Annotated in this window: 25 protein-coding genes and 4 tRNA genes; 14 read left to right on the forward strand and 15 right to left on the reverse strand. The window is 62.6% G+C overall.

The window, feature by feature from the left end; all coding sequences use genetic code 11:
- Window positions 1-60: 60 nt before the first annotated feature.
- Entirely contained in the window at window positions 61-861 is an 801-nt protein-coding gene (locus OOZ51_RS12415; protein WP_265979917.1) for a GmrSD restriction endonuclease domain-containing protein, read from the forward strand.
- On the opposite strand, the gene OOZ51_RS12420 is transcribed toward OOZ51_RS12415, so the two are convergent.
- From OOZ51_RS12420 to orn, 4 genes are all read right to left on the reverse strand, one after another.
- Window positions 845-1,711 carry an acyltransferase domain-containing protein gene (locus OOZ51_RS12420; RefSeq protein ID WP_265979918.1) on the reverse strand — a complete coding sequence of 289 codons (867 nt, stop codon included), beginning with the start codon at window positions 1,709-1,711 and terminating at the stop codon, window positions 845-847. The genes OOZ51_RS12415 and OOZ51_RS12420 overlap by 17 nt on opposite strands.
- A gap of 3 nt (window positions 1,712-1,714) precedes the next feature.
- A complete protein-coding gene (gene def, locus OOZ51_RS12425) occupies window positions 1,715-2,287 on the reverse strand; it encodes a peptide deformylase (RefSeq protein ID WP_265979919.1) in 573 nt (190 codons plus the stop codon).
- A 130-nt stretch (window positions 2,288-2,417) separates the two neighbouring features.
- Window positions 2,418-2,490, reverse strand: a tRNA-His gene (locus OOZ51_RS12430).
- 131 nt (window positions 2,491-2,621) lie between these two features.
- A complete protein-coding gene (orn, locus tag OOZ51_RS12435; protein ID WP_265979920.1) occupies window positions 2,622-3,248 on the reverse strand; it encodes an oligoribonuclease in 627 nt (208 codons plus the stop codon).
- A gap of 151 nt (window positions 3,249-3,399) precedes the next feature.
- On the opposite strand from orn, the gene mptB (OOZ51_RS12440) reads away from it, so the two are divergent.
- Complete coding sequence (mptB, locus tag OOZ51_RS12440) at window positions 3,400-5,025, forward strand: polyprenol phosphomannose-dependent alpha 1,6 mannosyltransferase MptB (protein ID WP_265979921.1); 1,626 nt, start codon at window positions 3,400-3,402, stop codon at window positions 5,023-5,025.
- Here mptB (OOZ51_RS12440) and OOZ51_RS12445 read toward each other — a convergent pair.
- Window positions 5,009-6,262: a glycosyltransferase 87 family protein gene (locus tag OOZ51_RS12445; RefSeq protein WP_265979922.1), complete on the reverse strand. Its 1,254-nt coding sequence runs from the start codon at window positions 6,260-6,262 to the stop codon at window positions 5,009-5,011. The two genes, mptB (OOZ51_RS12440) and OOZ51_RS12445, sit on opposite strands and share 17 nt — an antisense overlap.
- A 34-nt stretch (window positions 6,263-6,296) precedes the next feature.
- Entirely contained in the window at window positions 6,297-7,610 is a 1,314-nt protein-coding gene (locus OOZ51_RS12450; protein ID WP_265980010.1) for a glycosyltransferase family 87 protein, read from the reverse strand.
- 327 nt (window positions 7,611-7,937) lie between these two features.
- Here OOZ51_RS12450 and mptB (OOZ51_RS12455) point away from each other — a divergent pair, with 327 nt between their 5' ends.
- Window positions 7,938-9,515 (forward strand): polyprenol phosphomannose-dependent alpha 1,6 mannosyltransferase MptB, encoded by a 1,578-nt coding sequence (mptB, locus tag OOZ51_RS12455; protein ID WP_265979923.1) that lies wholly within the window; start codon window positions 7,938-7,940, stop codon window positions 9,513-9,515.
- A 7-nt stretch (window positions 9,516-9,522) separates the two neighbouring features.
- Here mptB (OOZ51_RS12455) and OOZ51_RS12460 read toward each other — a convergent pair whose 3' ends face one another.
- Entirely contained in the window at window positions 9,523-10,200 is a 678-nt protein-coding gene (locus OOZ51_RS12460) for a DNA alkylation repair protein (RefSeq protein WP_265979924.1), read from the reverse strand.
- 157 nt (window positions 10,201-10,357) lie between these two features.
- On the opposite strand from OOZ51_RS12460, the gene map reads away from it, so the two are divergent.
- On the forward strand, window positions 10,358-11,125 hold the full coding sequence (map, locus tag OOZ51_RS12465; RefSeq protein WP_265979925.1) for a type I methionyl aminopeptidase: 768 nt from the start codon (window positions 10,358-10,360) through the stop codon (window positions 11,123-11,125).
- A 33-nt stretch (window positions 11,126-11,158) separates the two neighbouring features.
- Here the strand turns inward: map and OOZ51_RS12470 are convergent, their stop codons facing one another.
- Window positions 11,159-11,824 carry a GNAT family N-acetyltransferase gene (locus tag OOZ51_RS12470; protein ID WP_265979926.1) on the reverse strand — a complete coding sequence of 222 codons (666 nt, stop codon included), beginning with the start codon at window positions 11,822-11,824 and terminating at the stop codon, window positions 11,159-11,161.
- A 63-nt stretch (window positions 11,825-11,887) separates the two neighbouring features.
- Window positions 11,888-11,960: transfer RNA gene (locus tag OOZ51_RS12475), tRNA-Arg, on the reverse strand.
- Between the two features lie 218 nt (window positions 11,961-12,178).
- Here OOZ51_RS12475 and OOZ51_RS12480 point away from each other — a divergent pair.
- The 3 genes from OOZ51_RS12480 to ettA all read left to right on the forward strand — a co-directional run bounded on the left by OOZ51_RS12480 (window position 12,179) and on the right by ettA (window position 15,086).
- Window positions 12,179-12,745 carry a single-stranded DNA-binding protein gene (locus tag OOZ51_RS12480; RefSeq protein WP_265979928.1) on the forward strand — a complete coding sequence of 189 codons (567 nt, stop codon included), beginning with the start codon at window positions 12,179-12,181 and terminating at the stop codon, window positions 12,743-12,745.
- Window positions 12,746-13,068: 323 nt separating this feature from the next.
- Window positions 13,069-13,356 carry a DUF6993 domain-containing protein gene (locus OOZ51_RS12485; RefSeq protein WP_265979929.1) on the forward strand — a complete coding sequence of 96 codons (288 nt, stop codon included), beginning with the start codon at window positions 13,069-13,071 and terminating at the stop codon, window positions 13,354-13,356.
- A gap of 47 nt (window positions 13,357-13,403) precedes the next feature.
- Window positions 13,404-15,086: an energy-dependent translational throttle protein EttA gene (ettA, locus tag OOZ51_RS12490; RefSeq protein ID WP_265979931.1), complete on the forward strand. Its 1,683-nt coding sequence runs from the start codon at window positions 13,404-13,406 to the stop codon at window positions 15,084-15,086.
- A 102-nt stretch (window positions 15,087-15,188) separates the two neighbouring features.
- Here the strand turns inward: ettA and OOZ51_RS12495 are convergent, their stop codons facing one another.
- A complete protein-coding gene (locus tag OOZ51_RS12495) occupies window positions 15,189-16,097 on the reverse strand; it encodes an acyl-CoA thioesterase (protein WP_265979932.1) in 909 nt (302 codons plus the stop codon).
- A gap of 63 nt (window positions 16,098-16,160) precedes the next feature.
- Between OOZ51_RS12495 and OOZ51_RS12500 the strand changes: the two genes are divergently transcribed.
- On the forward strand, window positions 16,161-16,835 hold the full coding sequence (locus OOZ51_RS12500; protein ID WP_265979933.1) for a DUF8185 domain-containing protein: 675 nt from the start codon (window positions 16,161-16,163) through the stop codon (window positions 16,833-16,835).
- 57 nt (window positions 16,836-16,892) lie between these two features.
- Here OOZ51_RS12500 and OOZ51_RS12505 read toward each other — a convergent pair whose 3' ends face one another.
- The 4 genes from OOZ51_RS12505 to pepN all read right to left on the reverse strand — a co-directional run bounded on the left by OOZ51_RS12505 (window position 16,893) and on the right by pepN (window position 21,370).
- A complete protein-coding gene (locus OOZ51_RS12505; protein WP_323054747.1) occupies window positions 16,893-17,366 on the reverse strand; it encodes a globin in 474 nt (157 codons plus the stop codon).
- A 1-nt stretch (window position 17,367) separates the two neighbouring features.
- Window positions 17,368-18,096: a mechanosensitive ion channel family protein gene (locus tag OOZ51_RS12510; RefSeq protein WP_265979934.1), complete on the reverse strand. Its 729-nt coding sequence runs from the start codon at window positions 18,094-18,096 to the stop codon at window positions 17,368-17,370.
- Between the two features lie 147 nt (window positions 18,097-18,243).
- Window positions 18,244-18,723, reverse strand: coding sequence for an OsmC family protein (locus OOZ51_RS12515; RefSeq protein ID WP_265979935.1), 480 nt, complete (start codon window positions 18,721-18,723; stop codon window positions 18,244-18,246).
- Window positions 18,724-18,808: 85 nt separating this feature from the next.
- Window positions 18,809-21,370, reverse strand: a complete 2,562-nt coding sequence (gene pepN / locus OOZ51_RS12520; RefSeq protein WP_265980014.1) for an aminopeptidase N — start codon at window positions 21,368-21,370, stop codon at window positions 18,809-18,811.
- Between the two features lie 139 nt (window positions 21,371-21,509).
- On the opposite strand from pepN, the gene OOZ51_RS12525 reads away from it, so the two are divergent.
- The 3 genes from OOZ51_RS12525 (at window position 21,510) to OOZ51_RS12535 (ending at window position 24,054) form a co-directional block, all read left to right on the forward strand.
- Window positions 21,510-22,511: a hypothetical protein gene (locus OOZ51_RS12525; protein ID WP_265979936.1), complete on the forward strand. Its 1,002-nt coding sequence runs from the start codon at window positions 21,510-21,512 to the stop codon at window positions 22,509-22,511.
- Window positions 22,512-22,663: 152 nt separating this feature from the next.
- The gene (locus tag OOZ51_RS12530) at window positions 22,664-23,146 is read left to right on the forward strand and encodes a ribose-5-phosphate isomerase (protein ID WP_265979937.1); all 483 of its coding nucleotides are present in this window, start codon (window positions 22,664-22,666) and stop codon (window positions 23,144-23,146) included.
- Window positions 23,146-24,054 carry an Fpg/Nei family DNA glycosylase gene (locus tag OOZ51_RS12535; RefSeq protein WP_265979938.1) on the forward strand — a complete coding sequence of 303 codons (909 nt, stop codon included), beginning with the start codon at window positions 23,146-23,148 and terminating at the stop codon, window positions 24,052-24,054. The genes OOZ51_RS12530 and OOZ51_RS12535 overlap by 1 nt, the downstream gene beginning before the upstream one ends.
- Window positions 24,055-24,127: 73 nt before the next feature.
- On the opposite strand, the gene OOZ51_RS12540 is transcribed toward OOZ51_RS12535, so the two are convergent.
- Window positions 24,128-24,201: transfer RNA gene (locus OOZ51_RS12540), tRNA-Gly, on the reverse strand.
- A gap of 144 nt (window positions 24,202-24,345) precedes the next feature.
- Here OOZ51_RS12540 and OOZ51_RS12545 point away from each other — a divergent pair.
- The 3 genes from OOZ51_RS12545 (at window position 24,346) to OOZ51_RS12555 (ending at window position 26,724) form a co-directional block, all read left to right on the forward strand.
- Window positions 24,346-24,420 (forward strand) — tRNA-Pro (locus OOZ51_RS12545).
- Window positions 24,421-24,488: 68 nt separating this feature from the next.
- A complete protein-coding gene (gene tig, locus OOZ51_RS12550) occupies window positions 24,489-25,859 on the forward strand; it encodes a trigger factor (protein WP_265979939.1) in 1,371 nt (456 codons plus the stop codon).
- 253 nt (window positions 25,860-26,112) lie between these two features.
- Window positions 26,113-26,724 (forward strand): ATP-dependent Clp protease proteolytic subunit, encoded by a 612-nt coding sequence (locus OOZ51_RS12555; RefSeq protein WP_234749995.1) that lies wholly within the window; start codon window positions 26,113-26,115, stop codon window positions 26,722-26,724.
- The last annotated feature ends 12 nt before the right edge of the window (window positions 26,725-26,736 follow it).

Here is a 26,736-nt window from a genome sequence, read left to right on the forward strand (position 1 = left end):
GGTTATCGGTGCCCTGACCTAGTCTCAAGGGACGTATTCCTCCTCGAAAGGAACCATCCCTTGAGCACCACTTGGGCTGCATATCGACGTGCCCGCCGCCGGTCCCGTCAGGCCTGGGTGCTGCTGATTGTGTTGATCGCGGGTGCACTTGGCGGCGTTGCATGGTTCTTCACCGATGGCCAGTTCGCCGTCGCTGAAGCCCCGGGCAATGGACCCAAGGAAGCGCCCGTCTTCGACCCTTCCTGGATGAAGCCGGTGGAGCCCGTCCAGCCAGTCCCCGTCGATTCAGCCGTCGATGCGCTGGAGACGCTGCCCGTGAAGGGGCGCGCCGTCAAAGACAACTACGACCGCAACGAATTCGGCCAGGCGTGGCTCGACGTCGACCGGAACGGCTGCGATACCCGCAACGACATCCTGAGGCGGGATCTTACGGCAGTAGAGTTCACTGCAGGCTCCAAATGCAGGGTTGCGTCTGGAGAGCTCCGCGAGCCCTACGTCGGGCAGGACGTCCAATTCCGCAGGGGATCCGAAAGCAGCGCAGCCGTGCAGATCGACCACGTGGTCGCCCTCGGCGATGCCTGGCAGAAGGGTGCCCAACAGCTCACTGCGAAGCAACGTCAAAGCCTCGCCAATGATCCCCTCAACCTCATTGCTGTCGACGGCGCCGCCAACGTGAAGAAGAGTGCCAGCGACGCCGCAAGCTGGCTACCCGCGAACAAGGGCTTTCGTTGCCATTACGTGGCCCGGCAGATCTCCGTGAAGGCCGCGTACCGGCTCTGGGTCACCCAAGCCGAGAAAGACGCCATGAAGCGCGTCCTGGACTCGTGCCCGGGCCAGCAGACCATCAGGGCGATGGAGTAGTGGTATGGTTCCCGGTCGACGGAGGAAGCACCAAGCGGCCGTGGCCAAGTTGCCAGACCCCGCCGTCGTCGATCCTTTCCAGGACCACGCGCTGAAGCGACGTCTCGCGGGGCAGCCCGGCAAGGCTTTTCATGTCCCGGTGCCGGAAGGTGAAGTAGACGGCGTCGCTCGGGGCATCAGAGCAGCGGTCCAGGGTGAACCGGCGGGCAAATGCGGCGATGTTGCTGTCCGGTAGTTTGCGGGCAAGGTAGGGGTCCAGCATCCAGGAGTCGCAGCTCGCGACGGCAACGGCTTTGTCCGGGAAGTGGCGGTCAAGGAACTCCCGGGCGTGGTTGAAACTCGCGTCCACGAGGGCAGGGGAGAGGCCTCCATCCTCGGGAATATGAACGCCTAGCATCCATTGATCGTCCACATCGGAGTGATCTGCTGTGTCGTGGCGGACAAGGTGGAACTGCAAGCGGCCGATCCGGAAGATGTTTCCCGCCATGTGCAGCGTCAACCAGGCCCACGTGTCCAGACCGAAGCGTCCGTGAACCCGTCGGTTGATGCGAAGGTTCAGTCCCACGTCGGCGAGGATCGCGGCCGAAGATTCCCGCGGGATGCCGAGGGAAAGGTGATGGCTGTTGACCACGGGCGCAAAGCGGAGGAGCGCCTCGATCCAGTCCGTTTCCGTGCAGCCGTCCGCCGAGGCGGACTCGGTGGGAAAGGCGCCCAGACGGGCATCCAGGACGGCAAGAGCCCGTCGTGTTCCGTCTCCGGGCGGTGACGCCAGCAGCGCCGCGCACGCCAAGGCGTCCTCGCCGTGGATGTCGAGGAGCCTGAACAATTCGTCCTGTGCGATGCCGCTCATCAGTCAGTGCCCGAAGGGATCCGGATCGACGCCCGGCATCCAGGTCAAGCCGGGGACTCCCCAGCCGTTCTTCTTGGCCTGCTTCAGGGCCTTCTTGGCATAACGGTCAACGAGGCGATTCACATAGAGCTTGCCGTCCAGATGGTCGAATTCGTGCTGCATAACCCTGGCGAACCAACCTGTCGCCACGAAATCCACCGGGTTGCCGTAGCCGTCGAACCCTTGGACGCGGGCCCACTCGGCCCTCTGCAGGGGGTAATGCTCCCCGGGGAAAGACAAGCAGCCTTCTACGTCTTCCTCCGGATCCGGAAGGGTGCCGGGGATCTTGGAGAGGGTGAGAACCGGGTTCACCAGGACGCCTTCGTCTGGTGCGTCGTCGTCATTGGCGTATTTGAAGATGAAGATTCGTTTGGCGACTCCCACCTGGGGTGCGGCCAGTCCGACGCCGTTTGCGGCTTCGTTCGTCTCGAACATGTCGGCAATCAATGTGCGCAGTTCGTCGTCGAACACTTCGACCTCGCTTGCCCGGCGGTGGAGTACGGGCTCGCCCCAGATGGTGACTGGCAGGACGGTCATGTCAGGTGTTCCTCTGGTTCTCGGGTCTGGAAGACTGGATGGCGGAAATCGGCCCGGACAAAGCAAAGGCCGCACTGGATAACCAGTACGGCCTTTGGCTGCGATCGGCAAACTACACCGATCTCATGAGGGTGAGCGACGGGGGTTGAACCCGCGACCTCCTGGACCACAACCAGGCGCTCTGCCAACTGAGCTACGCCCACCATGCGCCTTTGACCGCTTTCGGAATGACCCGGCAGCTGCGAAGGCAACGACAAAAACTATACCCCGTCTTCAGGGATGGTTTTGCCACTTTCGACCCTTTGGGTGAAATTTCCCAAAAAGGTGCCGCAGATCACGTACTTGCCGGCGTCTCCGGGCCGCCAGTGACCTGCTTGGAAATCCGCTGTGCCGTTGCTGTATCCGGTCCAGGCGCCGGGACAAAGACCGCTTCGCGGTAGTAACGCAGTTCGTCGATGGAGTCCTTGATGTCTCCGAGCGCACGGTGACCACCATGTTTGGCGGGGGACTGGAAATAGGCGCGGGGGAACCAGCGGCGCGAGAGTTCCTTGATGGTGCTGACGTCGATGACCCGATAGTGAAGGTGTTCGACGATGTTGGGCATATCGCGCGCGAGGAACATGCGGTCTGTTCCGACCGAGTTGCCCCCGAGCGGTGCCTTCTTGGGGTCGGGCACCCACTTCTCGATGTACTCAAGGACGATTGCTTCGGCCTCGGCCATGGTCTTGCCATGGGGGAGTTCGTCCAGGAGCTTTGAACGGGTATGCATGTCGCGGACGAAGTCGTTCATCTGCTCGAGAGCGGTGTCTTCGGGTTTGATGACCACGTCCACGCCATCACCCAGGATGTTGAGGTCCGAATCTGTGACCAAGGCCGCTACCTCGATCAGGGCGTCGTTTTCAAGGTCAAGACCAGTCATCTCGCAGTCGATCCAGACGATGCGTTCATTAGTAATAGGCACGCGCCCAGCCTACCGTTTGGCCGCATGGGAAGCGTGGCGGGGCGCTCGATTCCGCGTTTGAGGCGTACTCCGGCTGGTAAACTGGGCCGTTGTCGAGCGGTTATTGCCTGCCTCGACGAGCTGGACCAATGTACGTAGGGACTGGAATATCATGACGGCAGGCGGATCGGGCGTGGGCACCTCAAACAGCCGGGATGACGCAAAGGAACCAGCCCTGCCGTCTGAGACGATCGCCGAGGGTCTCCATTCCCCGAACAGTGGGCATACGGACGACGGTACCGCAAGCCAAGTCAAGGCCTACGTGGCCATCTGGGAGGGGTTCTTCGGATCCCTCATGATCTTCGCTGGTTCGATCGGCGCCGGCTGGATCGCCAACGGATCCCCCATGTTCAGGCACCCGGTTGTCATCGCTCTGCGCACCGAGGGCTGGGGCGTTACAACCTCCACCATCTTGCTGACGGCCGGGGCCATGCTTTTGGTCAGGTCCTGGTTGCGGCTGGGGCAAAGGCTCAAAGATTGGGGGCCAGGCTCGCTCAGATCGGTGGTCGTGGCGGTCGCGGCGTGGGCCGCGCCGATGATGTTCGCGGTGCCCATCTATTCGCGGGACGTGTACGCCTACACCGGCCAAGGCAGGCTGGTTTTGGAGGGCCAAAACCCCTACACCGCCGGTATTTCCTCGCTCAGCAACTGGTTTTCCCTCGGTGCCGACCCGGCCTGGGCTGAAGCCAAGACCCCCTATGGGCCATATTTCCTGTGGCTTGCGAGGTGGGTGGTGGGCATCACCGACGCCCAGCCCGATTTTTCCGTCTTGCTCTTTCGAGTTTTGGCGATGGCGGGAGTGCTGCTCTGCGTGGTGTACGTTCCCAAGCTGGCCGAGCTGCACGGGATCAATCCGGGCCGTGCGCTGTGGATCGCTGTTGCGAATCCGCTCTTTCTCATCAGCTTTGTAGCCAGTGCCCATAACGATGCCTTGATGGTGGGCCTGGCGGTGGCAGGAATGTACTTTGCCGCCACCGGCCGCCATATCACCGGTCTATTACTGGTCACGGCTTCCATCGGAATCAAGCCGATCACAGTGCTTCTCCTGCCTTTCATCGGCCTCATGTGGGCTGGCCCGGCCGCGAGTTGGACCCGCAAGTTCCTGTTCTGGGGCGCGACTGCGGCCATAAGCTTCGGTGTGTTGGGCGTGAGCGGAATCCCCTACAACCTTGGTTTTGGGTGGGTCTGGGCCATCCTCGATCCCACCCCCGGTTACACCGGATATTCGCCTTCCGGTTTCCTCGGCCAGCAGCTCGAGTTGACCGCGAACCTCTTGGGCCTGCCAGGGCCGGCTGTGGCCACGGGGCTCCGTACGCTCATGAAGTGGGTCGGAATGGCACTGGTGGTGGTCCTGATGTTCCGGGGCGACTATTCGCGACTGGTGCGGCGGGCGGCCCTGGGGTTTGCCGCCGTCGTCATGCTTTCCCCCATCATCCAGCCGTGGTACATCCTGTGGTTCATCCCGCTGCTCGCCGTCACAGGCATCAGGGACGACTGGCAGATCAAGTCCCTTTATGTCGCTATCACGTTCTTCGTGGCCTTCGGCGCGCAGGACCAGATTTCGGTGCTGTCCTTTGTGGAGATGAACGTCAAGGTGTCTTCCCTCGCCTTCGTGGTGGCGGTGGGATTCACGATCTACTTGATGGTCCTCGACGTGCACACCCGCAGACTACTGATCCAGTCCACTCCCATGGAACTCCTCCGCAGGCTCGAGCGAAGGCTCAGGCGCCCCGAATAGCTGTCGCTGCGCCGGACTTGCGGCCGAGCTCGAGGGAGCGTTGTACAGACCACCACAGCAGGACAACCAGAAGCACATTACGCGTGGTGAGTACTGCCGCCATCACCGGGTTGGCGTGAATGAGCGGAGTGTAGAACAGCGGGTAGATCACAAAAGTCGTCATGGCGATGCCCATGAGAAGGGCGGCGGGAACACGCCACCGGTTCCAGTCGTGGGTCAAACCGGCGACAACCACAGGGGCCAGCCAGATGATGAATTGCGGCGAGCCCACCTTGTTGAACACGATGAACGCGGTGGTCATCATGAGGGCCCCCTCAAGAAACAGCTCTTCCGGTTCGGCTCCGCGCCTAAGTGCCCAAATCAACAGGGCTGAGCTTGCGACGGCGGCGAGCACCAGGAGGGGCTGCATCATGAATGCCGCTACATTCGCGCCCGGTCCATACACTTCCGTGGAATTGATGGCGACGTTGTCGGCGATTTTGGAGCCGTCGATGTTGAGCACGCTCAGCCAGACCCAGGGAGTCGAGAACGTGGCTTCCAATTGCATGCCGCGCTCACCTTGGTTGGTGAGGAAGTCGAGGATGTGCGGAAGCCCGCCTGAAAGGTAAGTGCCCAACGCGACTGCCGCCGTTACGGCGGCGCCGCAGGCTATGATCTGCAGCCTGCGGCCACTCGCGATGACGATAGGCACCAGGACGGCGGCCGGCCAGACCTTGATCCAGGTGGCAATGCTGAGAAGGATCCCCGCTGCGACGGGACGAGTGGCTGCATACAGCAGGGCTACCAGGACGATGGGCGCGGTGATGCCCTCCACCCGGGCAAAGCTGAGGTAACCCATGAAGGCAGTGAAGAACAGCCACCACCAAGCGGGGGCGATGCCGGTTGTCCGGCGCGGCCCGCGGGTCAAGATGAACAATCCGGCGGCGTTGAGAACGGTGATGATCAACGTCCAGACAAGCAAGTACGGGCCCGGGCCCGCGATGTTGGCCAGGAAGATCGGAATCTGGGCGAGCACTGGATAGACCCAAGGGCTGATCATGCCGTTGAGATCCGCAGGGTTGTAACCGTTCATTGCCCACTGGCGGTACTGCTCGGTGTCGCTGAAGGTGTGCCCGGAGATGAAGAAGCTTGCCATCCAGCCGAGGAAGTACACATGGACTGCTGCGAAACCCCACCACACGCTGGAAGGACGGCTGAACCATGCGACGGCGGCAGGCGGCACGGCAGCGTTGCGCACGCGGGCCAAGCCGTCAAAGAATCGAACGGAAATCTCAGGACTCCTTGGCAGCGGCGGCCGGTTCGTTGGCCGGGATCTTTTTGCCCAAAAGGTACAGCCGGCGAACGGACCAGCAAAAGAGCACAACCAGCAGGACATTGCGGACGGTCAAAACGAAGGCCATCCAAGGGTTGTTGTGGCTGAGGGCATCGTAGAAGAGGGGGTAGATGAAGTATGTGGCCACCGCAATTGCGATGAGCATGGCCGCTGGGACCCGCCATTCCTTCCAGCTATGCGCGAGCCCGACGGCGACAGCTGGCGCCAGCCAGACCATGAACTGTGGGGATCCGACCTTGTTGAATACCACGAACGCCGTGGCCATGGTTAGGGAGCCGGCCAATAACAGCTCCGTGCTGTCGGCCCCGCCGCTTCGTTTGCCATTGTGAAGTGCCCAGAATGTCAGGGCAGCGACCAGGAGTGCAGCCAAGACAAGGAGGGGCTGCATCAGTTGTGACATGAAGGGTGTACCCGGGCCATCCACCTGCATCGAGTTGATGTCCGTATTCATGTACATCCTGGAGTCGCCCACATGGAGGACCGAGAGCCACAACCAAGGAGTCGTAAACGTGGCCTCCAGTTGCATCCCGCGATCGCCCTGCTGGGTGAGGAAGTTGAAGAGTTTGGGCAGCGCGCCCACGGCAGCCGTGAGGGCGACCACAAGGGCGGTGGTCAGAATCCCGGCAGCCACCACGCGGATTCTCTGCTTGACTACGGTGATCAAGGAAAGCATGACGGCGGCGGGCCAGACCTTCATCCAGGTGGCAACGCTCAGAAGGGTCGAGGCAATGAAAGGGTGGGACACTCCGTAAGCCAGGGCGATCAGCACGATTGGTGCGGTAAATCCATCCACACGGGCGAATCCCAGCCATCCCATGATGAAGACGAAGACCAGCCACCACCATGCTGCCGGGATGGCCTCCCGGCGGCGTCCCCACCCCGTGAGCTTGGCGAGGGCTGCGCCGTCGAGCACGGTGATCATGAGCACCCACAGGAAGAAGAACGGGCCGGGACCAGCCAAGCCTGCGATGGCCATCGGTATCAGGGCAAGGACGGGGTAAACCCACGGACTGGGCCCGCCACTGAGGTTCTCATCCCGGAACCCCGCAGCAGTCCAATCCCTATAGATGAATGTGTCGCTGAAAGCTTCGCCACGCAGGGAGACGATCAAAGCGAACACGAGGAAGACCAAGTGCACAACGCAGAAGCCGGCCAGCAGACCCTTGGGGGAGTTGAGCCTTGTTTCCAACGAAGAGGGAATAACACGATGACGGAACCGTGTGAGCGCGCTGAAGAATGAGTCCGTGGAAATGGGAAGATCCTTGTCAGGTAGTTATCGTCACAGGGTGCCGCGAGCCGTTGCGGCGGGAGCCGCTCCAGGCAACAGCGGTTCCGTTGAAATTCATGCGGAACCGGCGTGCCTGTGAGCATTCGGCATCAAACCAGCGCCCTGTTCATCCTATCTCAGGCCAGTTTCCCAGTCCGACCCGGGGTTCGGAGGGCCCCGGGATGCCGCGGGCGGCGATGCTACAGTTGCAATAATCCATGGCAGCCGGCATACCACGATGCGGCAGGGAACCGGACAGGATTTTGTTTAATGGTGACGTCGAAGTTTCGCGAGCGTGAGGTGAGGAGTTCGTTGACTCATCCAGAGGCGCTTGGCGGCTCCAACGCCCCGGTACACGGCACTGTTATTGCCAAGGCAGCAAGGACGGCGATCCTTCAAGGGTTCATCGGGTCTTTGCTCATGGTGGCTGGGTCGGTAGGTGTCGGCTGGCTGGCCAGCAGCAGTGCGTTGATCCGCACCCCACTCTTCATCATGGCCAGGACGTCCCCGGCAGGAGTGATTCTATGCACCGTGATGCTCTGCCTCGGTGCTCTGCTGCTCTTGCGCTCATGGCTTCGCATTGCCCAGCGGATCGGCGGCTGGAACCCCTCCGCGCGTCCTGTCCTCCGGCGTGCATTGTGGATGTGGGCACTGCCGCTGATGTTCGCGCTGCCCCTGTTCAGCAGGGACGCTTATGCCTACATCGGCCAGGGCCGTCTGATGGAGCAGGGCCTGGATCCTTACACTAACGGCATCTCCGCCCTGAGTAACTACTTTTCTCTCGGACCCGACAAAATGTGGACCGAGGCTCCAACGCCATACGGTCCGCTCTGGCTGTGGATCGAACAGGGAGCCGTTTGGGTGAGCGCAGGCATCCCGGAACTTGCCCTGATTCCCTTCAGGCTGGCAGCACTCGGCGGGGTCTTACTGCTCGCCGTCTACGTTCCGCGATTGGCCGCGCTCCACGGAGTCAACCCGGACAGGGCGCTTTGGCTTGGTGTCCTCAATCCCGTTCTCCTCATCAACTTCATCGCGAGCGCGCACAATGACTCCTTGATGTTGGGCCTGGCTGTTGCCGGGCTGTACTACGCCTCGGTCAAACGGCCCGTGCTCGGAATCGTGCTGATCACGGCTTCGATCGCCATCAAGCCAATTACTTTGATTGCGTTGCCGTTTGCTGGCCTGCTGTGGGCCGGGTCCCGTGCCGGGTGGGGCCGCAGGATGTTCTGCTGGACGGCCACGTTGGCCTTATCCCTAGGGCTACTGGCCGGTGCAGGCTTCGTAAACGGACTGGGATTCGGTTGGCTCGGTGCGCTGCAGACTCCCGGTGCCGTCTGGATCTGGTACGCGCCAGTGGGCCTGCTGGCACATACGGCAGGCTCCGTCGTCGGACTTTTCGGCGGTCCCGGCGTCCCCGTGACGGATGTCATCCAGACCATCGGAACTGCGGTTTCGGCGCTTCTTATCGTCTGGCTTGCCGTCCGCACGCCGGGTCGTGGAATCGGTATGCCCGCGCCGATCGACGACGAACCTGGGTTCAAGAAGACTGTGCTTCGCAGGATGGCCTGGGCCTTCGCCGCCGTCGTAGTCCTGGCGCCGGTGATTCAGCCCTGGTACATGGTCTGGTTGCTGGTGTTCTTTACCGTGACGGGAATCGCGGACGGGCCCCAGCTTCGGACGGTCTTTTATTTGACGGCGTTCTTCACCCTTATCGCCCTGACGGACCAATTGAGCGTCTTCCAATGGATCCCCATTGAGGTGGTGCGCGGAGTGGCCATCGCCATCGCGGTCTCCTTCATCGCCTATCTGGTGTTCTTTGACAAGAAGACCCATGTGCTGTTCCGCCCGCGTCGCGGGATTTTGAAGCTCAAGCTCAAGCCGAAGTCCTGATCCGGATTCAGCCGAGGTGTTTCATCGCCTCGCGAAGCGACAGTTGGCTCAGGCCGGCCTGTCGGGTTTCGACGTAGTCCCGCACCCATTGAGGATCCGTTTTGGCGTACTCCCGCAGCGTCCAGCCGATTGCCTTCCGGATGAAAAATTCCTTGTCGGCCAGATTGGCGTCGAGCACAGCGGAGAGAAGTTCCTTGTCTGTGGCTGACTTTGCCTTCAGTTGGGAGGTGATGGCGGCGCGCCGGATCCAGAAGTCCGGGTCGGTTGCCCACTTGCGCAAGAGCGGGGTCAGCGTGCTCCGGTGGTGTTGCAGTAGGGCGCAAATACGGTCGGAGACGCCGTCCACGAAGTCCCACCATGCACCTGTCCGGATGATTTCTTCGTACAGCGGCAACATCTCCAGATCCTTGGACACGGACTTGAGTGAGGTCAGATCGATGGCCGCGTAGCGCTCTTCCCGCCATGTGGCCTCCCGCCACAGCAGCCTGACATCGTGGCGCAGTTCGGCCGGGGAAACGAAAGGCAGTTCCTTTGCGGTGGTGAGAACCATGCGGCGGACCACAGGAACCCTGACACCGAGGGAGGGCATGGCTGATTTCATGTATGTCTGTGCTGCTTTCGCCCTTTCTGGATCTGCTTCTGCACGCAGGCGTTCCCGGATGACGGCGATTCTTCCGTGTTCCATACTGCGACTCTAGGGCAGTATTGCGGCGGCCCGCTTCTCTGCGGCGGTCTCTACGCGCCATCCGGTTGACTCGCGCCGGAGCGCCCATAAAGTGGAGTGGAAGAGTTCATCCAGTGGCCGCTTCGGGCCCCTTTTCCTAGTGCTTTGGAGGCCCGCTTTGTCCATGGTGAAGACGCCAAGCGAGATTGCACTCATGCGCGAAGCCGGACGGGTGGTTGCCAACACGCTTTCCGCGGTTCGCTCGAAGGCCGAAGTTGGGGTGTCGCTCAAGGAACTGGACAATGTTGCTGCCGCTTTCATTGAATCCGCCGGAGCCAGGCCGGCGTTCCTGAATTACCGGCCGCGGTGGGCATCCACGCCCTTCTCCGGTGTTATTTGCACGAGCGTCAACGACGCCGTGGTGCACGGAATCCCGGACGGATACGTGCTGCAGGACGGCGATCTCCTGAGCGTCGACTGCGGAGCATTTGTGGAGGGTTGGTGCGGAGATGCAGCCATAAGCTTCATCGTGGGCACTCCGGATCCTGTGGACCAAGAGTTGATCGACGCCACGGATGCCGCCCTTGCCCGCGGAATCGAGGCGGCCCGGATTGGAAACAAGATGGGCGATCTTGCGTACGCCATCGGCGGGGAAGCCAAGCGCAGTGGCTATGGCATCCTTGCCGATCACGGGGGCCACGGCATTGGCCGGACCATGCATGCGGAACCTAACGTACCCAACATCGGCCGGCCGGGCCGCGGGGTGAAGCTCGTGGAGGGTCTGGTGATCGCCATTGAGCCGATGCTGATTCTGGGTGGCAGCGACGACTACTATCACGATGACGACCAATGGACCCTGCGCTCTGCCAACGGCCGCCGGGCGGCGCACAGCGAACACACCGTCGCGATCACAGCAGACGGCCCAGTTATCTTGACGCTGCCGTAAGTGGCTTTTGCCTCGGCACCTGTCCGCAAGAAATCAGCGCAGCAGGCGCATGACCGCCCTTCCGGGCACTGCTGTGGAAACGATCGTGAAGCCCGCCGCCGTGAACAACTTGACCGTCCCTTGGTAGAGATCGGCCGAACCGGCCTTCGGTCGGATCGAGGGATCCACGGGGTAGCCTTCAACTATTCCGGCCCCGTGGGCGAAGGCATGCCCGACGGCGGCGGCCAGCAACGCTGCGGCCACGCCGCTGCGGCGTTGGCCGGGAGACACCACGAAACAACTGACCGACCAAACTCCAATGCCGTCGTGCGCGCCTGCTCCTGCGGCTTTTAGGACTTGGGACCTTTCGATGCGCGGGTAGCACTCGCGCGGCTCGACGGCGCACCAGCCCACTGCTTCGCCGCCTCGAAACGCCAGAACCCCGGGTTCGGGGCCGCCGTCGCCGAACTTGGCTTTGAGCTGCTCCTTCCGCGCCTCAGGGCGCGTGGCTTTCCAATCCTGACCGGGGAGGGCGAACCACCGGCACCAACAGCGCGAGGGCTCGCCACGGATGCCAAAGAGGTTTTCGACGTCGGGCCAGGTTGCGGGGCGCGCGGTGATGGCGGCGGAGCCGAGGACGTTCGGGACCATGGGAACAGCGTAGATCGCGGCGAGGTCCACGGCATGGGTTTGGTGCCGGCAGGGGGCCTGGGAGCGCACCGGTTAACGAAAACCAAGAGCGGCTCTGAACTACGTTTCCGCAGGTCAGAGCCGCTCTTTGGGTGCCCCGGGAGGGAATCGAACCCCCGACCAAGAGATTAGAAGGCTCCTGCTCTATCCTCTGAGCTACCGAGGCTGGTGACGCTTTCACAGCACGTGGCTGAGGCGCCATCAAGAGTTTACATTGCGGCGGCTGCATGTGTTGTCAGGTCGGTTAAGGGAGTGACTCTTCCTCCACAGGCGGCCATTCGGCGTGGCTATGCACATACGGGAATTGGGTACTGCCGGAGAGCTGGGCAGCGCGAGAAGCTGAAAGAGCCAGCCAGGCACTTCAACTCACGTTAGGACAAGACCATGAACGACATCATTACCGTCCGGGGATTCGTGGCCTCGGAAATCAGAAGCTCGACGACGCCGGGCGGAACAGGGACTGCCTCATTCCGCCTGGGCTCCACGGAGCGCAGGTTCGACCGTGCCAACGATGTCTGGATCGATGGCAACACCAACTGGTTCACGGTCCAAACGTTCAGGCACCTCGCGGGAAATATTGGGTGCAGCGTCAAGAAAGGCCAGCGGATCATCGTTGTCGGCAAACTCAAGTTGAGGCAATGGGAACGCGACGGCAAGATCTACCACGTTGCGGAGATCATTGCCGAATCAGTGGGGCACGACCTCATGTGGGGCTCGGCGAACTTCATCCGGACCACAAGCGGCACGAGTCCGCAGATCACGCCTGCTGCCCCGGACTCGGAGCCGGAGAATCAGTGGCCTGCTGCGGAGGACGACGGTGAAAGCGGCCCGCACGACGACGAGGACGCGGGTGGCGCAGCTGAGCGGGGTGTGATTCTTCCAGCTGGAGAAGGCGACGAGCCGGTTCTTGTTGATGCTGATACCGGAGAACTCGTGGACGCAGGTGTTTGAAACAATGATGCCGTGGACATCCGCGGATTGCCGTGCGGCGCAAGAGACAGTGCGCCGCATGGCAGAATGGCCGGGTGATGAGCAGGGGAACGCCGCGAAGACCATCAAGACACCGCCACGTCGCTGGAAGCCGACGCTTGCTGCTTGCGGGGCCGCTACTAGTCGCCGGACTGGTGGCGGGCTGTTCCGCACCGGCTCCGGTCGTGTCTGGAAGCAATCCAATTTCATTGCCTTCCCCGTCGAGTCCAGTCACCCCCGTTCCGGCCCCCGCCAGTCCCGGCGCTGGCATCCCTTCGGCTTCGGCTTCGCTCAGCCCAAGCACGGTGAGCCTGAAGCAGACCATGGAGTCCGCGCTCAAGACCCTGGCCGCGGCGACGCCGAAACCGGCACAAGAGGCATTGCGATCACAACTCGTTTCAGCCGGCATTCCCGCCTCGACTTTGGAGGTGTCCGCGAGCAAGACGCCCACAGGGCTGGACGCCGATGCCATTGAGGCGGCGGCCAAGCTGGACAAGGACTGTGTCATGGGCGAGATCAGGGACGGCCAGGTATCGGTGTCCGTCCTGCCCGTGCTGGCCAGCGGCAAATGCTTCGTCGGGGATTCCCGCTAACAGGGCCGAATGTGAGTTATGCCTTGCCACCCATTAGATTTAACGGCATGGCGGAATTCATTTATACGATGACCAAGGCTCGCAAGGCCGTTGGCGAAAAACTTATCCTGGACGATGTCAGCATGTCGTTCTTCCCTGGCGCGAAGATCGGCGTCGTTGGCCCGAACGGAGCCGGCAAATCCACGATCCTGAAGATCATGGCTGGTATCGACACACCGTCGAACGGCGAAGCCCGCCTCAGCCCCGGCTACTCCGTGGGCATCCTCCTGCAGGAGCCGCCCCTGAACGAGGAAAAGACCGTCCTGGGCAACGTCCAGGAAGGCGTAGGCGAGATTTACTCGAAGATCCAGCGCTTCAACGAGATCTCCGAGGAAATGGCCAACCCGGATGCCGACTACGACACCCTCCTGGAGGAAATGGGCCACCTCCAGGAAGCCATCGATGCTGCCGATGCCTGGGACATCGATTCCCAGCTCGAACAGGCCATGGACGCGCTGCGCTGCCCGCCGGGCGACTCCGACGTGACTGTCCTGTCCGGTGGTGAGCGCCGTCGGGTTGCGCTCTGCAAGCTCCTGCTCCAGAAGCCTGACCTCCTGCTCCTTGACGAGCCCACCAACCACTTGGATGCCGAAAGTGTCCTGTGGTTGGAACAGCACCTGTCTTCCTACCCCGGCGCCGTCCTCGCGATCACCCACGATCGCTACTTCCTGGATCACGTCGCCGAGTGGATCTGTGAAGTCGACCGCGGCCGCCTGTACCCCTACGAAGGCAACTACTCCACGTACTTGGAGAAGAAGCGCGCCCGCCTGGAAATCCAGGGCAAGAAGGACGCCAAGCAGGCCAAGCGGCTCACCGAAGAACTCGAATGGGTCCGTTCCAACGCCAAAGGCCGCCAGACCAAGTCGAAGGCTCGTCTGGCCCGGTACGAGGAAATGGCAGCCGAGGCTGACCGCACCAGGAAGCTCGACTTCGAGGAAATCCAGATTCCGCCGGGACCCCGTCTGGGTGGCCTGGTCCTGGAAGCGAAGAACCTGCAGAAGGGCTTCGAAGACCGGACCTTGATCGACGGGCTTTCGTTCTCCCTTCCCCGCAACGGCATTGTTGGTGTCATCGGCCCCAATGGCGTCGGCAAGACCACCTTGTTCAAGACCATCGTTGGGCTCGAACCCCTCGACGGCGGCGACCTCAAGGTCGGCGACTCCGTGAAGATCTCCTACGCCGACCAGAGTCGCGGCGGCATCGACCCCAACAAGACGCTCTGGGAGGTCGTCTCCGACGGGCTCGACTTCATACAGGTCGGACACGTTGAAATGCCATCCCGTGCCTACGTCGCGGCCTTCGGCTTCAAGGGTCCGGACCAGCAGAAGAAGGCCGGGGTGCTCTCCGGTGGTGAGCGCAACCGTCTGAACCTGGCGCTGACCCTTAAGCAGGGCGGAAACCTGCTGTTGCTTGACGAGCCCACCAACGACCTCGACGTCGAAACCCTCAGCAGCCTCGAGAACGCCCTGCTCGAGTTTCCCGGCTGCGCTGTAGTGGTCTCTCACGACCGGTGGTTCCTCGACCGTGTCGCCACCCACATCCTGGCTTATGAAGGCGATGAGGAAAACCCCTCGAAGTGGTACTGGTTCGAGGGTAACTTCGAGTCGTACGAGGAGAACAAGGTTGAGCGACTCGGCCCGGACGCTGCGAAGCCGCACCGCGTGACGCACCGCAAACTGACCCGCGACTAAGCGGATCCAACCACCGAAGGCCGGCGTCCCTGGATGACTTTTCCGGGGCGCCGGCCTTCTTCCTGTGATGATCTTGCCGCGCTGTGGCAGCGACGCAAGGAACTACTGCGGAATCCGGAGCATGCCCTCCTGCGCCACGGTGGCGACGTGCAGGCCATCACGGCTGAAGATCCTGCCCGTGGCCAGTCCGCGGGCGCCCCGTGCGCTGGGGGACTCCTGGACGTAGAGCAGCCATTCATCCACGCGGACGGGACGGTGCCACCACATGGCGTGGTCAAGGCTGGCCACACTCATGCCCGGTGTCATCCAGCTCAATCCGTTCTTGCGCAGCACCGATTCCAAGATGGTGTAGTCGCTCGCGTAGGCCAGGGCTGCCAGGTGGAGGTTGGGATCGTCCGGCATCGGGCCGAAGGTTTTCATCCAGACGGCATTGCTGGCTATGCGGTCCTTGGGCGCTTCCACATACAGCGCGGGATCGACGTGGCGCACATCGAAAGGCCGCTCGAAGGACATGTGGCGGGCCAACGGATGGTCGTACTTCTGCAGGAGTTCCGCGGTACTCGGCAAGGATTCGGGGTCCGGAATTCCCGCTGGCATGGCGGCCTGGTGCTCCACACCCTCCGCCTCGGTCTGGAAGGAAGCGATCATCGACAGGATCGGTTGGCCCTCCTGGTATGCATGCACCCGACGCGCTGAGAACGAGCGTCCGTCACGGAGCCGTTCAACGCTGAAAGTGATGGGTTGGTTGGCATCCCCGGGACGAAGGAAATAGCCGTGCATCGAGTGGACGGCTCGGTCCTCATCCACGGTGCGCATACCGGCCACGAGTGATTGAGCCAGGACTTGTCCGCCGAACACCCGATGTCGGGGCTGTTTCTGCGACGGTCCGAGGAAGATGTCCTCGGCGGTCCTCGCGCCGTCGAAATCGGCCAGGGACAGCAGCTCGATGAGGGTGGATGTCGGGTCCTCAATGGCAACCTGATGTTCCAGGCCGGCGTGCGCGTCAGTCATGGTTCGACTCTAGACGCCGCACCGACCCCTCTCAACCGAGGACATGCCGGTAGAGTCGATGATGTGTCCGATGTACTGACCCAGTCCTTCCGTTTCGTCGATCCCCGCGATCTGGCGGATCTCCGCACCTATGTCACGCGCGCCAAGAGCATCGACGACGGCGCGATTCGGCTTCAAGCAACCGGTCGCGTACTCGCCGCATATGTCTGCGTCCTGAGGCCGCGTCTCCTGGGCGAATCGACGCCCACCATCCTCGGGCTGCGCACCGTCGCCTTGGCAGATGACGCCCATGCGGACGTCACCGTGACCCTGTCCTCCGTCCTGGACCGCCTCGCGCGGTCCGGTGCCGACGACGTCGAGCTGGCCATTCCGCCGTCGACCGTTTCCGAGTCGTGGGCGGGAGTCGGGGCGCCCCGCAGCGGCTGGGAGCCGCTCGGTTCAGTGCCCGACGCCGAACTCAGGGCGGTGGCGAATGCCGGCATAGCGGAGGTGGCCGGGATTGTTCCGGATCAGCCTGGCGCTTTGATCGTCAACAATGCCAGGGCAGCGGTGTGGGGACGGGAGATTCCCGGGCTCGGCGGCGTGCCCACAGGCGCGGCGTTCGCGGCTTTGGCTCTCGGTTTCCTTGGCGACGGGGAGCACCGCCTCTTCCGCAACGGGCGTTGGTTCCGGCTCAGCGGAAGCCGGGGCCACATCCTGGCACGATCCGGATCGGGCCTGGGCTTCCAGGCCCGCTGAGCCCGCGTACGCGAACCCGGACGCACTTCGCCCGAGCCAACAGAGTCGCCTACCGGGTCAGGGCTGCTGGACCGACGGGCTGTTCACCATTGTGAGCGCAGCCCGTTCCATGTAATCCCACAGCGTACCTTCGTGCAGCGGAGACAAGTCGAGCGAATCCACTGCCGCGCGCATGTGGAAGAGCCAACGGTCCTTGGCTTCGGGTGTCACCTGGAATGGCATGTGCCGCATCCGCAGGCGGGGGTGCCCGCGTTCTTCGCTGTAGGTGCCTGGACCGCCCCAGTACTGCTCGAGAAACATGAGGAACCGGCGCTTTGCCGGGGCGAGGTCTTCCTCCGGGTACATCGGCCGGAGCAATGGATCTGCGGCGACGCCGTCGTAAAAGACGTCGATGAGTTTCACGAACGTATCGTGGCCACCGATGGCCTCGTAGAAGCTATCGGTGTAGGCAGGCTGGCTAAAGGGATCGTTTTGCATCAACTGCTGCCGCTCGGCCGGCTGCGGTGCCGCGGATTCCGGCTGGCTGCTCATGTCACTCACCGGCTTTCTGCTCTTGAATCTTGGGAGATTCCTTTGAAGATTGAGGCGCACCGGATGCAGCGGTTTCGGCAGGCGCAGTACCCGGGGGTGCAGGCGGAACGTCGTCCGGGACGGCTGGTTCCTCGGGCACGTAGTCGCCCTGCGAGCGGTTGCCCACCCTCAGGATTTCACCGTTGCGCAGATACCAGATCGCGCCGTCTTCGGCCCGGAGCCTCGTGATCCGGAGACCCACGGATTCAACGGTGCCGATCACTTCGGTAGTCACGATCACATCGCCGATCCCGAACTGGTCCTCGATGGTGATGAAAATGCCGGACAGGAAATCGCGGATGAGCTGTTGGGCGCCAAAGCCAATGGCCACACCCAGGATGCCTACGCTCGTCAGCAGTGGCGCAATGTCCACGTTGAGGAACTTGAGCACGTAGATGATCACGATGACCACCACACCCACGCTGAGAACACTCGTCAGCAGTGAACCAATGGTGTGCGCACGCTGGGATCGCCGTTCATGGTCGAGCGCCCGGAAGGCAGGCTGGACCCACCTGAAATGCGCTTTCTTGAAGAAGCTGGTGCCCTCTGCCACGCTGCGGGTAATACGCAGAATGATGAACCGGGCCACAACCCAGAGCACCAACCCAATGCCCAGCGTTACGAAGATTGACGCGAAATCGATCTTGGCTGCATCGGCCACGATGTTGTCGGTCGACGAGGTGACGTTCATGTGCGGGAATGCTCCTCACGGGATCCAATTGTTCGCCTGGCCCTTTTTTGCCGGGCGCTGAACACTCTGTCCACGGTCAACCCTATCGCCGTAGCGTGGCCGCATGCGCATCCTGATTCTTGGCGGAACAGGGTTCCTGTCATCTGACTAGCTAGCCGCCGCCGTCGTGCTCGGCTCATGCAGCACGGGAAAGTTGACGCTCCGGGCGATGAAGCACACTTGGTTGGCCTCATGGTGCAATTCGTCCATGAGGGAAAGATGTGCGGGGTCGGCAACGGTGACCTGCGGCTTCAAGGTGACGTTCTCGAACTGTCCACTGCCATCACGGTTGAGGCGCATCATCCCCTCGGCATGGTCCACATAGTCCGTGACTACTACGCCGTGTTTGACCGCGACATGCAGGAAAGACAGCATGTGGCACTGGGACAGGGCAGCGAGGAGCAACTGTTCGGGGTTGTACCGGCTGCGGTCGCCATGGAACGTCGGGTCCGAGGATCCCTTCAGGACGGGCAGCCCCGGGATCTCGACGTCGTGGTCCCGGGAATAGCCGCGGTAAGTGGAGGTTCCGCTCCCCAGATTTCCGCTCCAGCGCACGGTGAGGGAGTAACGGTGTTCGTCCAGGCTCATGCGGAAAGTCTAACGGCGGCACCCGCCGCCGTTATGCGAAGGGGCCCCGGTTTCAGGATGCGGAACCGGGGCCCTGGGATGGTGTTTAGGCGTCCGCTGCGCGGGCCCTGAGGGCACGGGCAACGCCGTCGCGGTTTTCGAGCATCATGCGCCGCAGGGCGCTGCTGTCCACCGGCAGCTCAGCAAGGAACTTGTCCGTGCGGTCCACCGTGGCCTGTGTGGTCAGTTGCGCCGGGTAAAGCCCGACGACGATCTGCTGGGCCAGCGCGTGGGTGCGGTTGGCAACAATTTCCGGGACGGCCTCAAAGTACTTTTCCGCGTACGGTTCCAGCAGGGAGGTGTCCAGCACCCGCGTGAAGCCGGCGACGGCCGAGCTTTGGATGGCATTGGAAAGCTCGCCGGTCACAACGATCTTCTTCCACGCCGTGGCCTTGGCCTCGGGAGTGGGAAGGGCTGCCGTCGCCAGTGCGGCGGCGTTCTGGCCGTTGGCTGTGTGGTCACGCTCGAGTTCGGCGTCGATCCGGTCCTGGCCCTGGCGGCCACCCACCACCAGCGAGGTGAGGAGTTCCCAGCGCAAGTCCTGGTCAACGGTCAGTCCATCCAGGACCATGCTGCCGTCCAGGAGCGCCTGGACCGTGTCCAGTTGTGAGCTGCTGGCGGCAAGCAGAGCGAAGGACTTCACGAACTGGAGCTGGGCGTCCGATCCGTCAGTCACGGTGGACGACAGTTCCCACAGCTTGTCCGCGGCGGCCACTGTGGCGGCATCCTTGTGCTCTGCTGCGACGTAGTACGTCAGCGTGGTGGCCAGTTGGCGGAGTTGGGTCTGGATCACGGAGGAATCGGTCTCGGACGCGATGTTCGCCAGAATCAGTTCGACGTAGCCGCGGGCCGGAGTCTCGCCGTCGCGGGCCGCATCCCAGGCGGAGCCCCACACGAGGGTGCGGGGCAGGCTGCCGGCAAAGTCCTTCAGGTGGGCTTTTGCAGTGGCCCAGGATGCGGGGTCGAGACGAACCTTCGCGTAGGCGAGGTCATCGTCGTTGAGCAGGACCAGGTCCGGACGTGCCAGCCCGGCAAGGGCGGGGACATCGGTCCGGGCGCCGTCGACGTCGAGCTCCTCCCTGTGGGTGCGTTCGAGCTTGCCGGCGGCTGAGAGGTTGTAGAAGCCAACCGCGAGGCGGTGCGGACGCAGGGTGGGCTGTTCGTCGATGGCTGTCTGTAGGATCGAAAACGAAGTGATGGTGCCGTCCGCGTCGGCCTCGAGCTCGGGGGCGAGCGTGTTGACGCCGGCGGTCTCGAGCCAGAGCTTGCCCCACTGGTCCAAGTCGCGGCCACTGGCAGCTTCGAGTTCCTTCATGAGGTCTACCAGTTCGGTGTTCTGCCAAGCATGCTTCTGGAAATACTCGCGGACGCCGGCCATGAATTGTTCCGGTCCCACCCAGGCAACCAACTGCCGCAGGACGGAAGCTCCCTTGGCATACGTGATGCCGTCGAAGTTGACCTCGACATCCTGGAGATCATTGATCTCGGCGAAAATCGGGTGGGTGGTGGGAAGTTGGTCCTGGCGGTATGCCCACGATTTCTCCACGGAGGCGAAGGTGGTCCAGGCCCGGTCGAATTCGGTGTTTTCGACCGCGGCCAGGTGGGACATGTACTCGGCAAAGGACTCGTTGAGCCAGAGGTCGTTCCACCAGCGCATCGTGACGAGGTCGCCGAACCACATGTGCGCCAGCTCGTGCAGCACGGTGATGGCACGGCGTTCGATTTGGGCGCCCGTGACCTTGCCACGGAAGACGTAGCCCTCGAGGATCGTCACGGCGCCTGCGTTTTCCATGGCGCCGGCGTTGAACTCGGGAACGAACAGTTGGTCGTACTTCTCGAAGGGATACGGGAAGCCGAACTGGGCCTCGAAGAACTCAAAGCCCTGGCGGGTCAGTTCGAAGATGTTGTCGGCGTCCAGATACTGCATGAGGGACTTGCGGGCAAAGACACCCAGGGGGATGACCCGGCTGTCGGAGCTGGTGACCTGGCTGCGAACCGCTTGGTATGGTCCCGCGATCAGGGCTGTGACGTAGGAAGAAATGCGGGGGGTGGGGGCGAAGCGCCAGACCGAGCGGGCAGCGCCGCCGTCCCCGGGAGTGGTTTCCACCGGGACGGGAGTGGGGGAGTTGGAGATGAGATCCCAGTGCGAAGGGGCAGTCACCGTGAACGTAAATGCCGCCTTCAGGTCCGGCTGCTCGAACACGGCGAACATGCGACGGGAATCGGGCACTTCGAATTGGGTGTACAGGTAGACCTCGTTGTCCACCGGATCCACAAAGCGGTGCAGGCCCTCACCGGTGTTCATGTAGGGGGCGTCGGCAACTACCGTGAGCTCGTTCTCCGCGGCGAGCTCCGGCAGTTGGATGCGGACGCCGTCGGACACCACCGCGGGATCCAGCTCGGTGCCGTTCAGCGTCACGCTGTGCACGGTTTCCGTGATCGCGTCGATAAAGCTCGTGGCACCCTCGACGGCGGAGAACTTCACCACCGTGGTGGAGCCGAAGACCGTGGCGCCCTTCGTCAAGTCGAGGGTGACGTCATACGAAGTCACGGTGAGCAATTCTGCGCGCTGTGCCGCTTCTTCGCGCGTCAGGTTCAGGCCTGGCAAGGTGGTGCCTCCAAGAATGGGTTGCAGAAAGCCGGCTGACTTCAGCCAATGCCGGCGCTGTGAAGTCATTCTTCCATTTGATCCCGGCTTGGCAAGGACGCTGGATCACAGTGTCGCTGGCCGGGGGTAGCGTTGGATCATGGGAAAGATGCGCGACTCGTTGGACCTCCGGGCACTCCGCTTTGCGGTGGCATTTCCGCTGCTGCTCGCCGCCGCATTTGCTGTGTGCGCACTCATGTTGCGCAACAACCTTCCTGAGCCCGTTGCCATTGCGTGGAACCCCGACGGCGGCAGCAGCTTTGCGCCGTTCGCCGCCTACGTGTCCGGCGGAACCGGCCTCATGGTCCTGACCGGATGGTTGGTCTTCGTCCAAGCTGTTCCGCTCGCCAGGCCAGTGATCATGCGCCGGTTCATGATGGGCTTGGGTCTCATGGTGACGCTCTTCATCACTGCGGTGCTGGCCGCCGGACTCGTGGGACAAACGGGCCTCACCGATGCGCGCAACTCGCACGTTGACGCCACAGTCCTCGCGCTGGGTGCCGGTGCGGCCTTGCCCTTGGGCGTGGTCATGATGATGGCTTTCAAGCCTGACCCGCGCTGGACACCGGAAGACGACGCCGCCCTCGAAGCCGAAGTAACCCTGAAGGAAGACTCCGGTCTGGCGGAGGACTCCATGTTGCTCTGGGTTCACGCGAGAAGCTCGGTGTTCGTGATGATCTGCGTGGCCACTCTATTTCCTGCCATGTTGATCGCGATTGCGGTTCCGTGGCTGGGGGCATTGCTCGCGGCAACCGCGGCCATAGGAGCGTGTTTCCTCTTCGTCCGGGTGCGCGCTGACCGCGGAGGAGTGCAGGTGTTTGTGGCCGGAGTCCTGAAGGTCTTGACCGTGCCCGCCGTGGACATCGCCGGAGCTGCCGCACAAGAAGTCAGGGCCGCCGACTTTGGCGGCTGGGGACTCCGGCACCACGGAGGAGCCACGGCCATCCTCGTGAGTAGCGGACCCGCCGTCGTCGTTCGCCAGGTCAGTGGCCGCAGGGTGGCTTTCAGCGCCGGGACCTCAGCGACGGCGGACCGGCTCGCTGGAATCCTGAACCGCGTCGCGGCCCGTGCCCAGCGCGGGGAGCAGCCTCCTGCTCCCTGAGCGCCTGAGGTTCGCCGCGTCAGCGGGCTTCGTCTTCACCGGCTTCGTCTTAAGAGGTGGGCAACGGCCCGATCCTAGTAACCTAGTAACCGCATCCCTCACCGCCGCGCCCGGCCTTGCCGCGTTCGCGCGCCAGACTGAATGGACTTCCTGTGACCACACCCCGCGTCCACATCGCTACGGACCACGCTGGCATGGAGCTCAGCGCCCACCTGGTGAGCCACTTGACTGCCAAAGGCTACGACGTGGTTGACCACGGCCCCAAGGTGTACGACGCCCTTGACGACTACCCTTCGTTCTGCATCAACGCGGCCGCTGCCGTTGTCGCAGACCAGACCGCCGGCGTCCACGCATTGGGCATTGTCCTTGGCGGATCCGGCAACGGTGAACAAATTGCCGCAAACAAGGTCAAGGGTGTCAGGGCCGCGCTGGCTTGGAATCTTTCCACGGCGAAACTTGCCCGCGAGCACAACGACGCCAACGTGATCGCCGTAGGCGGTCGGCAGCACACAGTCGAGGAAGCCACCGAACTGATCGAGGCCTTCTTGCAGGAACCGTTCAGCAACGACGAACGCCATGTGCGCCGGATCGGAAAAATCGCCACCTATGAAAACACCGGCGAAATCGTTGCATAGTGCCTGAAGGGCATTCGATTCACCGCCTGGCACGTCAGTTCCAGGATGTCTTTGCGGGTCAAGTCCTGGACGTTTCCAGCCCGCAAGGCCGTTTCACCGCGGGTGCCGCGCTTCTGGACGGACGCAAGCTGCAGGAGGCGACGGCACACGGTAAGCAGCTCTTCCTCCGTTTCGACCGCGGAGTGATCCTTCATGTCCATCTGGGTCTCTATGGTGCCTGGAACTTTGGCGGCGACGAATCCTTCCGCGGGGCCTCGAGCATCGGGGCGCCTCGGCGTATCGGCGAGCGTGAGACCTTCTCGCAAGACGCCGAGCAGGATGCAGGGAGCCTCACAGGCAGCTATGCGGGACCGCCCGAGCCGGTGGGGGCCGTCCGGGTGCGCCTCGTCTCACGGAACGGCTGGGCAGACCTGCGCGGCGCCACCACGTGTGCGGCGATCACCGAGGCCGAGGCGGCGACTGTCCTTGCGCGGCTTGGTCCCGATCCCCTTCATAACCTTTCAGGGGACCGTGACGAGTTCATTCGACGGATCCGGCGGCGCAAAACGGCCGTAGGGCTCCTCCTGATGGACCAGTCCGTTGTGGCCGGAATCGGAAACATCTATCGTGCTGAGGTGCTGTTCCGGCAGGCCGTTGATCCGTGGACTACGGGGGGTGCCTTGGACGACGAAACCGCCGGGCTTCTGTGGGATGACACAGTGGCGGCCATGAACGACGGCGTCCGTGACGGGCGGATTGTTACGACTCCTCCGGCTTGGTGGAACGGCGGGGACGCAGGAGCGCTCGACGGCGAGGCCCACTTTGTCTACAAGCGCCAAGGCCAGCCGTGCCGGCGATGCGGCGAAGCAGTGGCGATGGCTGAGATCGGTGCGCGCAAGCTCTATTGGTGTCCCGGCTGCCAGGACTAGCATCTACCCCTGGCTGGGGCAATCACGCAACGCTTAAACACGAAGGGCCCCTCAGCGAGGGGCCCTTCGTTTTTGGAGGGGACGACGGGAATCGAACCCGCGTAATCAGTTTGGAAGACTGAGGCTTTACCATTAAGCTACGTCCCCGGGTAAGACTGCCTGCACCCTTGGAGGTGTTCCGCGCATCTTTCCGGCGGCTGTTGAAGCCGGATATAACTAAACCTAATTCAGGGGCCAAGTGTCAAATGTGCATTCTCCGGCGCTATGCCCGTAGACTGTCCTGTGCATTCACGGGGTGTAGCTCAGCTTGGCTAGAGCGCCTGCTTTGGGAGCAGGAAGTCGCAGGTTCAAATCCTGTCACCCCGACTCTGTGTGCCTGTCCCGATCCGGGGCGCGCCAGAACCCCATCCCACAAAACCAGGAGTACTTAGACTGTGAAGAGCGCTGTCGAGAACCTCACCGCCACGCGGGTCAAGCTCAACGTTGAGGTTCCCTTTGAGGAACTGAAGCCGAGCATCGATGCCGCTTACAAGACCGTTGCTTCGCAGATCCAGGTTCCCGGGTTCCGCAAGGGCAAGGTTCCCTCCAAGCTGGTTGACCAGCGCGTTGGCCGTGGCTACGTCTTGGAGACCGCCATCAACGATGGCCTCAATGGCTGGTACCAGGCTGCCGTCCAGGAAGCTGGCCTCCGCCCGCTGAGCCGTCCCGAGGTTGAGATTACCGAGGTTCCGGACCCGTCCTCGACCGACGGTGAGCTGAAGTTCCAGGTTGAGATCGATGTCCGGCCCGAGGTTGAACTGCCCGACTACGCCGGCATCAAGGTGGAGGTCGCTGCAGCGGAGTCCTCCGACGCGGACGTCGACAAGGCCCTGGATGAACTCCGCGGCCGCTTCGGCACGCTGAAGCCGGTTGACCGTCCGGCTGCCGATGGCGACTTCCTGACCATCGACATCACCGCCACGATCGACGGCGCCGAGATCGATTCCGCTACCGGGCTGTCCTACCAGGTTGGCGCCGGCACCATGCTCGAAGGCCTCGACGAGGCCGTCACCGGCCTGTCTGCCGACGAAGAGGCAATCTTCGACACCACGCTGGTTGGCGGCGAGCACGCCGGCGAGGCTGCCCAGGTCAAGGCTGTTGTCAAGACCGTCAAGGAGCGCGAGCTTCCCGAGGCAAACGACGACTTCGCCCAGCTGGCATCCGAGTTCGACACCCTCGCTGAGCTGCGCGAAGACCTCGCCAAGCAGGCCGCTGAGTCCAAGGTGGTCGGCCAGGGCGTCGAAGCCCGCGACAAGGTCCTGGACAAGCTCGTCGAGCTGATCGAGGTTCCGGTTCCGGACTCGGTTGTTGAGGAGCAGCTCGAAGCTCACTTCAACCCGGAGAACGCCCACGGTGAAGGCGATCACGACACCGAGGAACACCGCGCCGAGGTCAAGGCGAACACCGCCCGGGCCTTCCAGAACGAGATCATCCTTGATGCCATTGCCGACAAGGAAGAAGTGAGCGTCAGCCAGAACGAGCTGATCGACTACATCGTCACCACGGCAAGCCAGTACGGCATGGACCCGAACCAGTTCGCCCAGATCATCGATCAGAGCGGCCAGGTTCCCATGATGGTTTCCGAGGTCCGCCGCCGCAAGGCCCTCGCAGTTGTCCTCGGCCAGGCCGAGGTTGTCGACTCCGAAGGCAACAAAGTTGACCTGAGCGACTTCGTGCGCCCCGCTGGCGAAGAGACCGCGGATGTCGAAGAAGCTGAAGAAGCAGCTGTCGTCCCGAGCGATGACCCTGCTGCAGTGAAGTTCTAGTTTCACCTCTCGCCGCCCTCGGATCACCTGATCCGGGGGCGGCTTGGTTTAAGCCGCGTTAAGCCGTGCCGGCGCCGAAAAGCCGCACGTCCGCAATCGTGCGCCGTCAGCGAACAGCGGGATTTGGGAGAACAAATCGCCATCGAAAACAGTTAGTGTCCAAGTAGTGAAGATCAGGGATGGCAAGTTCAGCAATGGCCCTGTCACCAGCGAGAGGTAAGTACTTATGTCACAGCACGCAGAGGCCCCCAGGATGGCAACCGTCGATCCAGCGGCGCAGGACAACTACATCTACAACCGCCTGCTGAAAGAGCGCATCATCTGGCTCGGATCCGAAGTCCGTGACGAGAACGCCAACGCGATCTGCTCCCAGCTCCTCCTGCTCTCGGCTGAAGACCCGGAGAAGGACATCTACCTGTACATCAACTCACCTGGTGGTTCCGTGACTGCCGGCATGGCCATTTACGACACCATGCAGTTCATCCCTAATGACGTCGTCACCGTTGCCACCGGACTGGCGGCCTCCATGGGCCAGTTCCTTCTTTCCTCGGGCACCAAGGGCAAGCGTTACGCCACGCCCAACGCCCGCATCCTGATGCACCAGCCTTCCGGCGGCATCGGTGGCACGGCGTCGGACATCAAGATCCAGGCCGAATTGATTCTGCACATGAAGAAGGTCATGGCTGAGCTCACTGCGGAACAGACCGGACAGACTGTCGATACCATCCTCAAGGACAACGATCGCGACAAGTGGTTCACGGCCGTCGACGCTCTCGAGTACGGCTTCTTCGACAAGATCGCCGCCCACGCAGGCTCGGTTGCCGGCGGTGGCGGAACGGCCAACGCCTCGAACTCAGAGAACTAACCGGCACCAAGA

The organism is Arthrobacter rhizophilus (assembly GCF_026241105.1).
In the GTDB taxonomy this organism is placed as follows: Bacteria; Actinomycetota; Actinomycetes; order Actinomycetales; family Micrococcaceae; genus Arthrobacter.

Coding starts and splice junctions, on each gene's coding strand:
- OOZ51_RS12505 (WP_323054747.1), bottom strand. CDS start 17,366: ATGAGCAGCCAGCCGGAATCCGCGGCACCGCAGCCGGCCGAGCGGCAG.
- OOZ51_RS12510 (WP_265979934.1), bottom strand. CDS start 18,096: ATGAACGTCACCTCGTCGACCGACAACATCGTGGCCGATGCAGCCAAG.
- mptB (WP_265979921.1), top strand. CDS start 3,400: ATGACGGCAGGCGGATCGGGCGTGGGCACCTCAAACAGCCGGGATGAC.
- OOZ51_RS12555 (WP_234749995.1), top strand. CDS start 26,113: ATGGCAACCGTCGATCCAGCGGCGCAGGACAACTACATCTACAACCGC.
- OOZ51_RS12525 (WP_265979936.1), top strand. CDS start 21,510: ATGGGAAAGATGCGCGACTCGTTGGACCTCCGGGCACTCCGCTTTGCG.
- OOZ51_RS12480 (WP_265979928.1), top strand. CDS start 12,179: ATGAACGACATCATTACCGTCCGGGGATTCGTGGCCTCGGAAATCAGA.
- def (WP_265979919.1), bottom strand. CDS start 2,287: ATGACCGTCCTGCCAGTCACCATCTGGGGCGAGCCCGTACTCCACCGC.
- OOZ51_RS12495 (WP_265979932.1), bottom strand. CDS start 16,097: ATGACTGACGCGCACGCCGGCCTGGAACATCAGGTTGCCATTGAGGAC.
- OOZ51_RS12515 (WP_265979935.1), bottom strand. CDS start 18,723: ATGAGCCTGGACGAACACCGTTACTCCCTCACCGTGCGCTGGAGCGGA.
- ettA (WP_265979931.1), top strand. CDS start 13,404: ATGGCGGAATTCATTTATACGATGACCAAGGCTCGCAAGGCCGTTGGC.
- OOZ51_RS12460 (WP_265979924.1), bottom strand. CDS start 10,200: ATGGAACACGGAAGAATCGCCGTCATCCGGGAACGCCTGCGTGCAGAA.
- OOZ51_RS12420 (WP_265979918.1), bottom strand. CDS start 1,711: ATGAGCGGCATCGCACAGGACGAATTGTTCAGGCTCCTCGACATCCAC.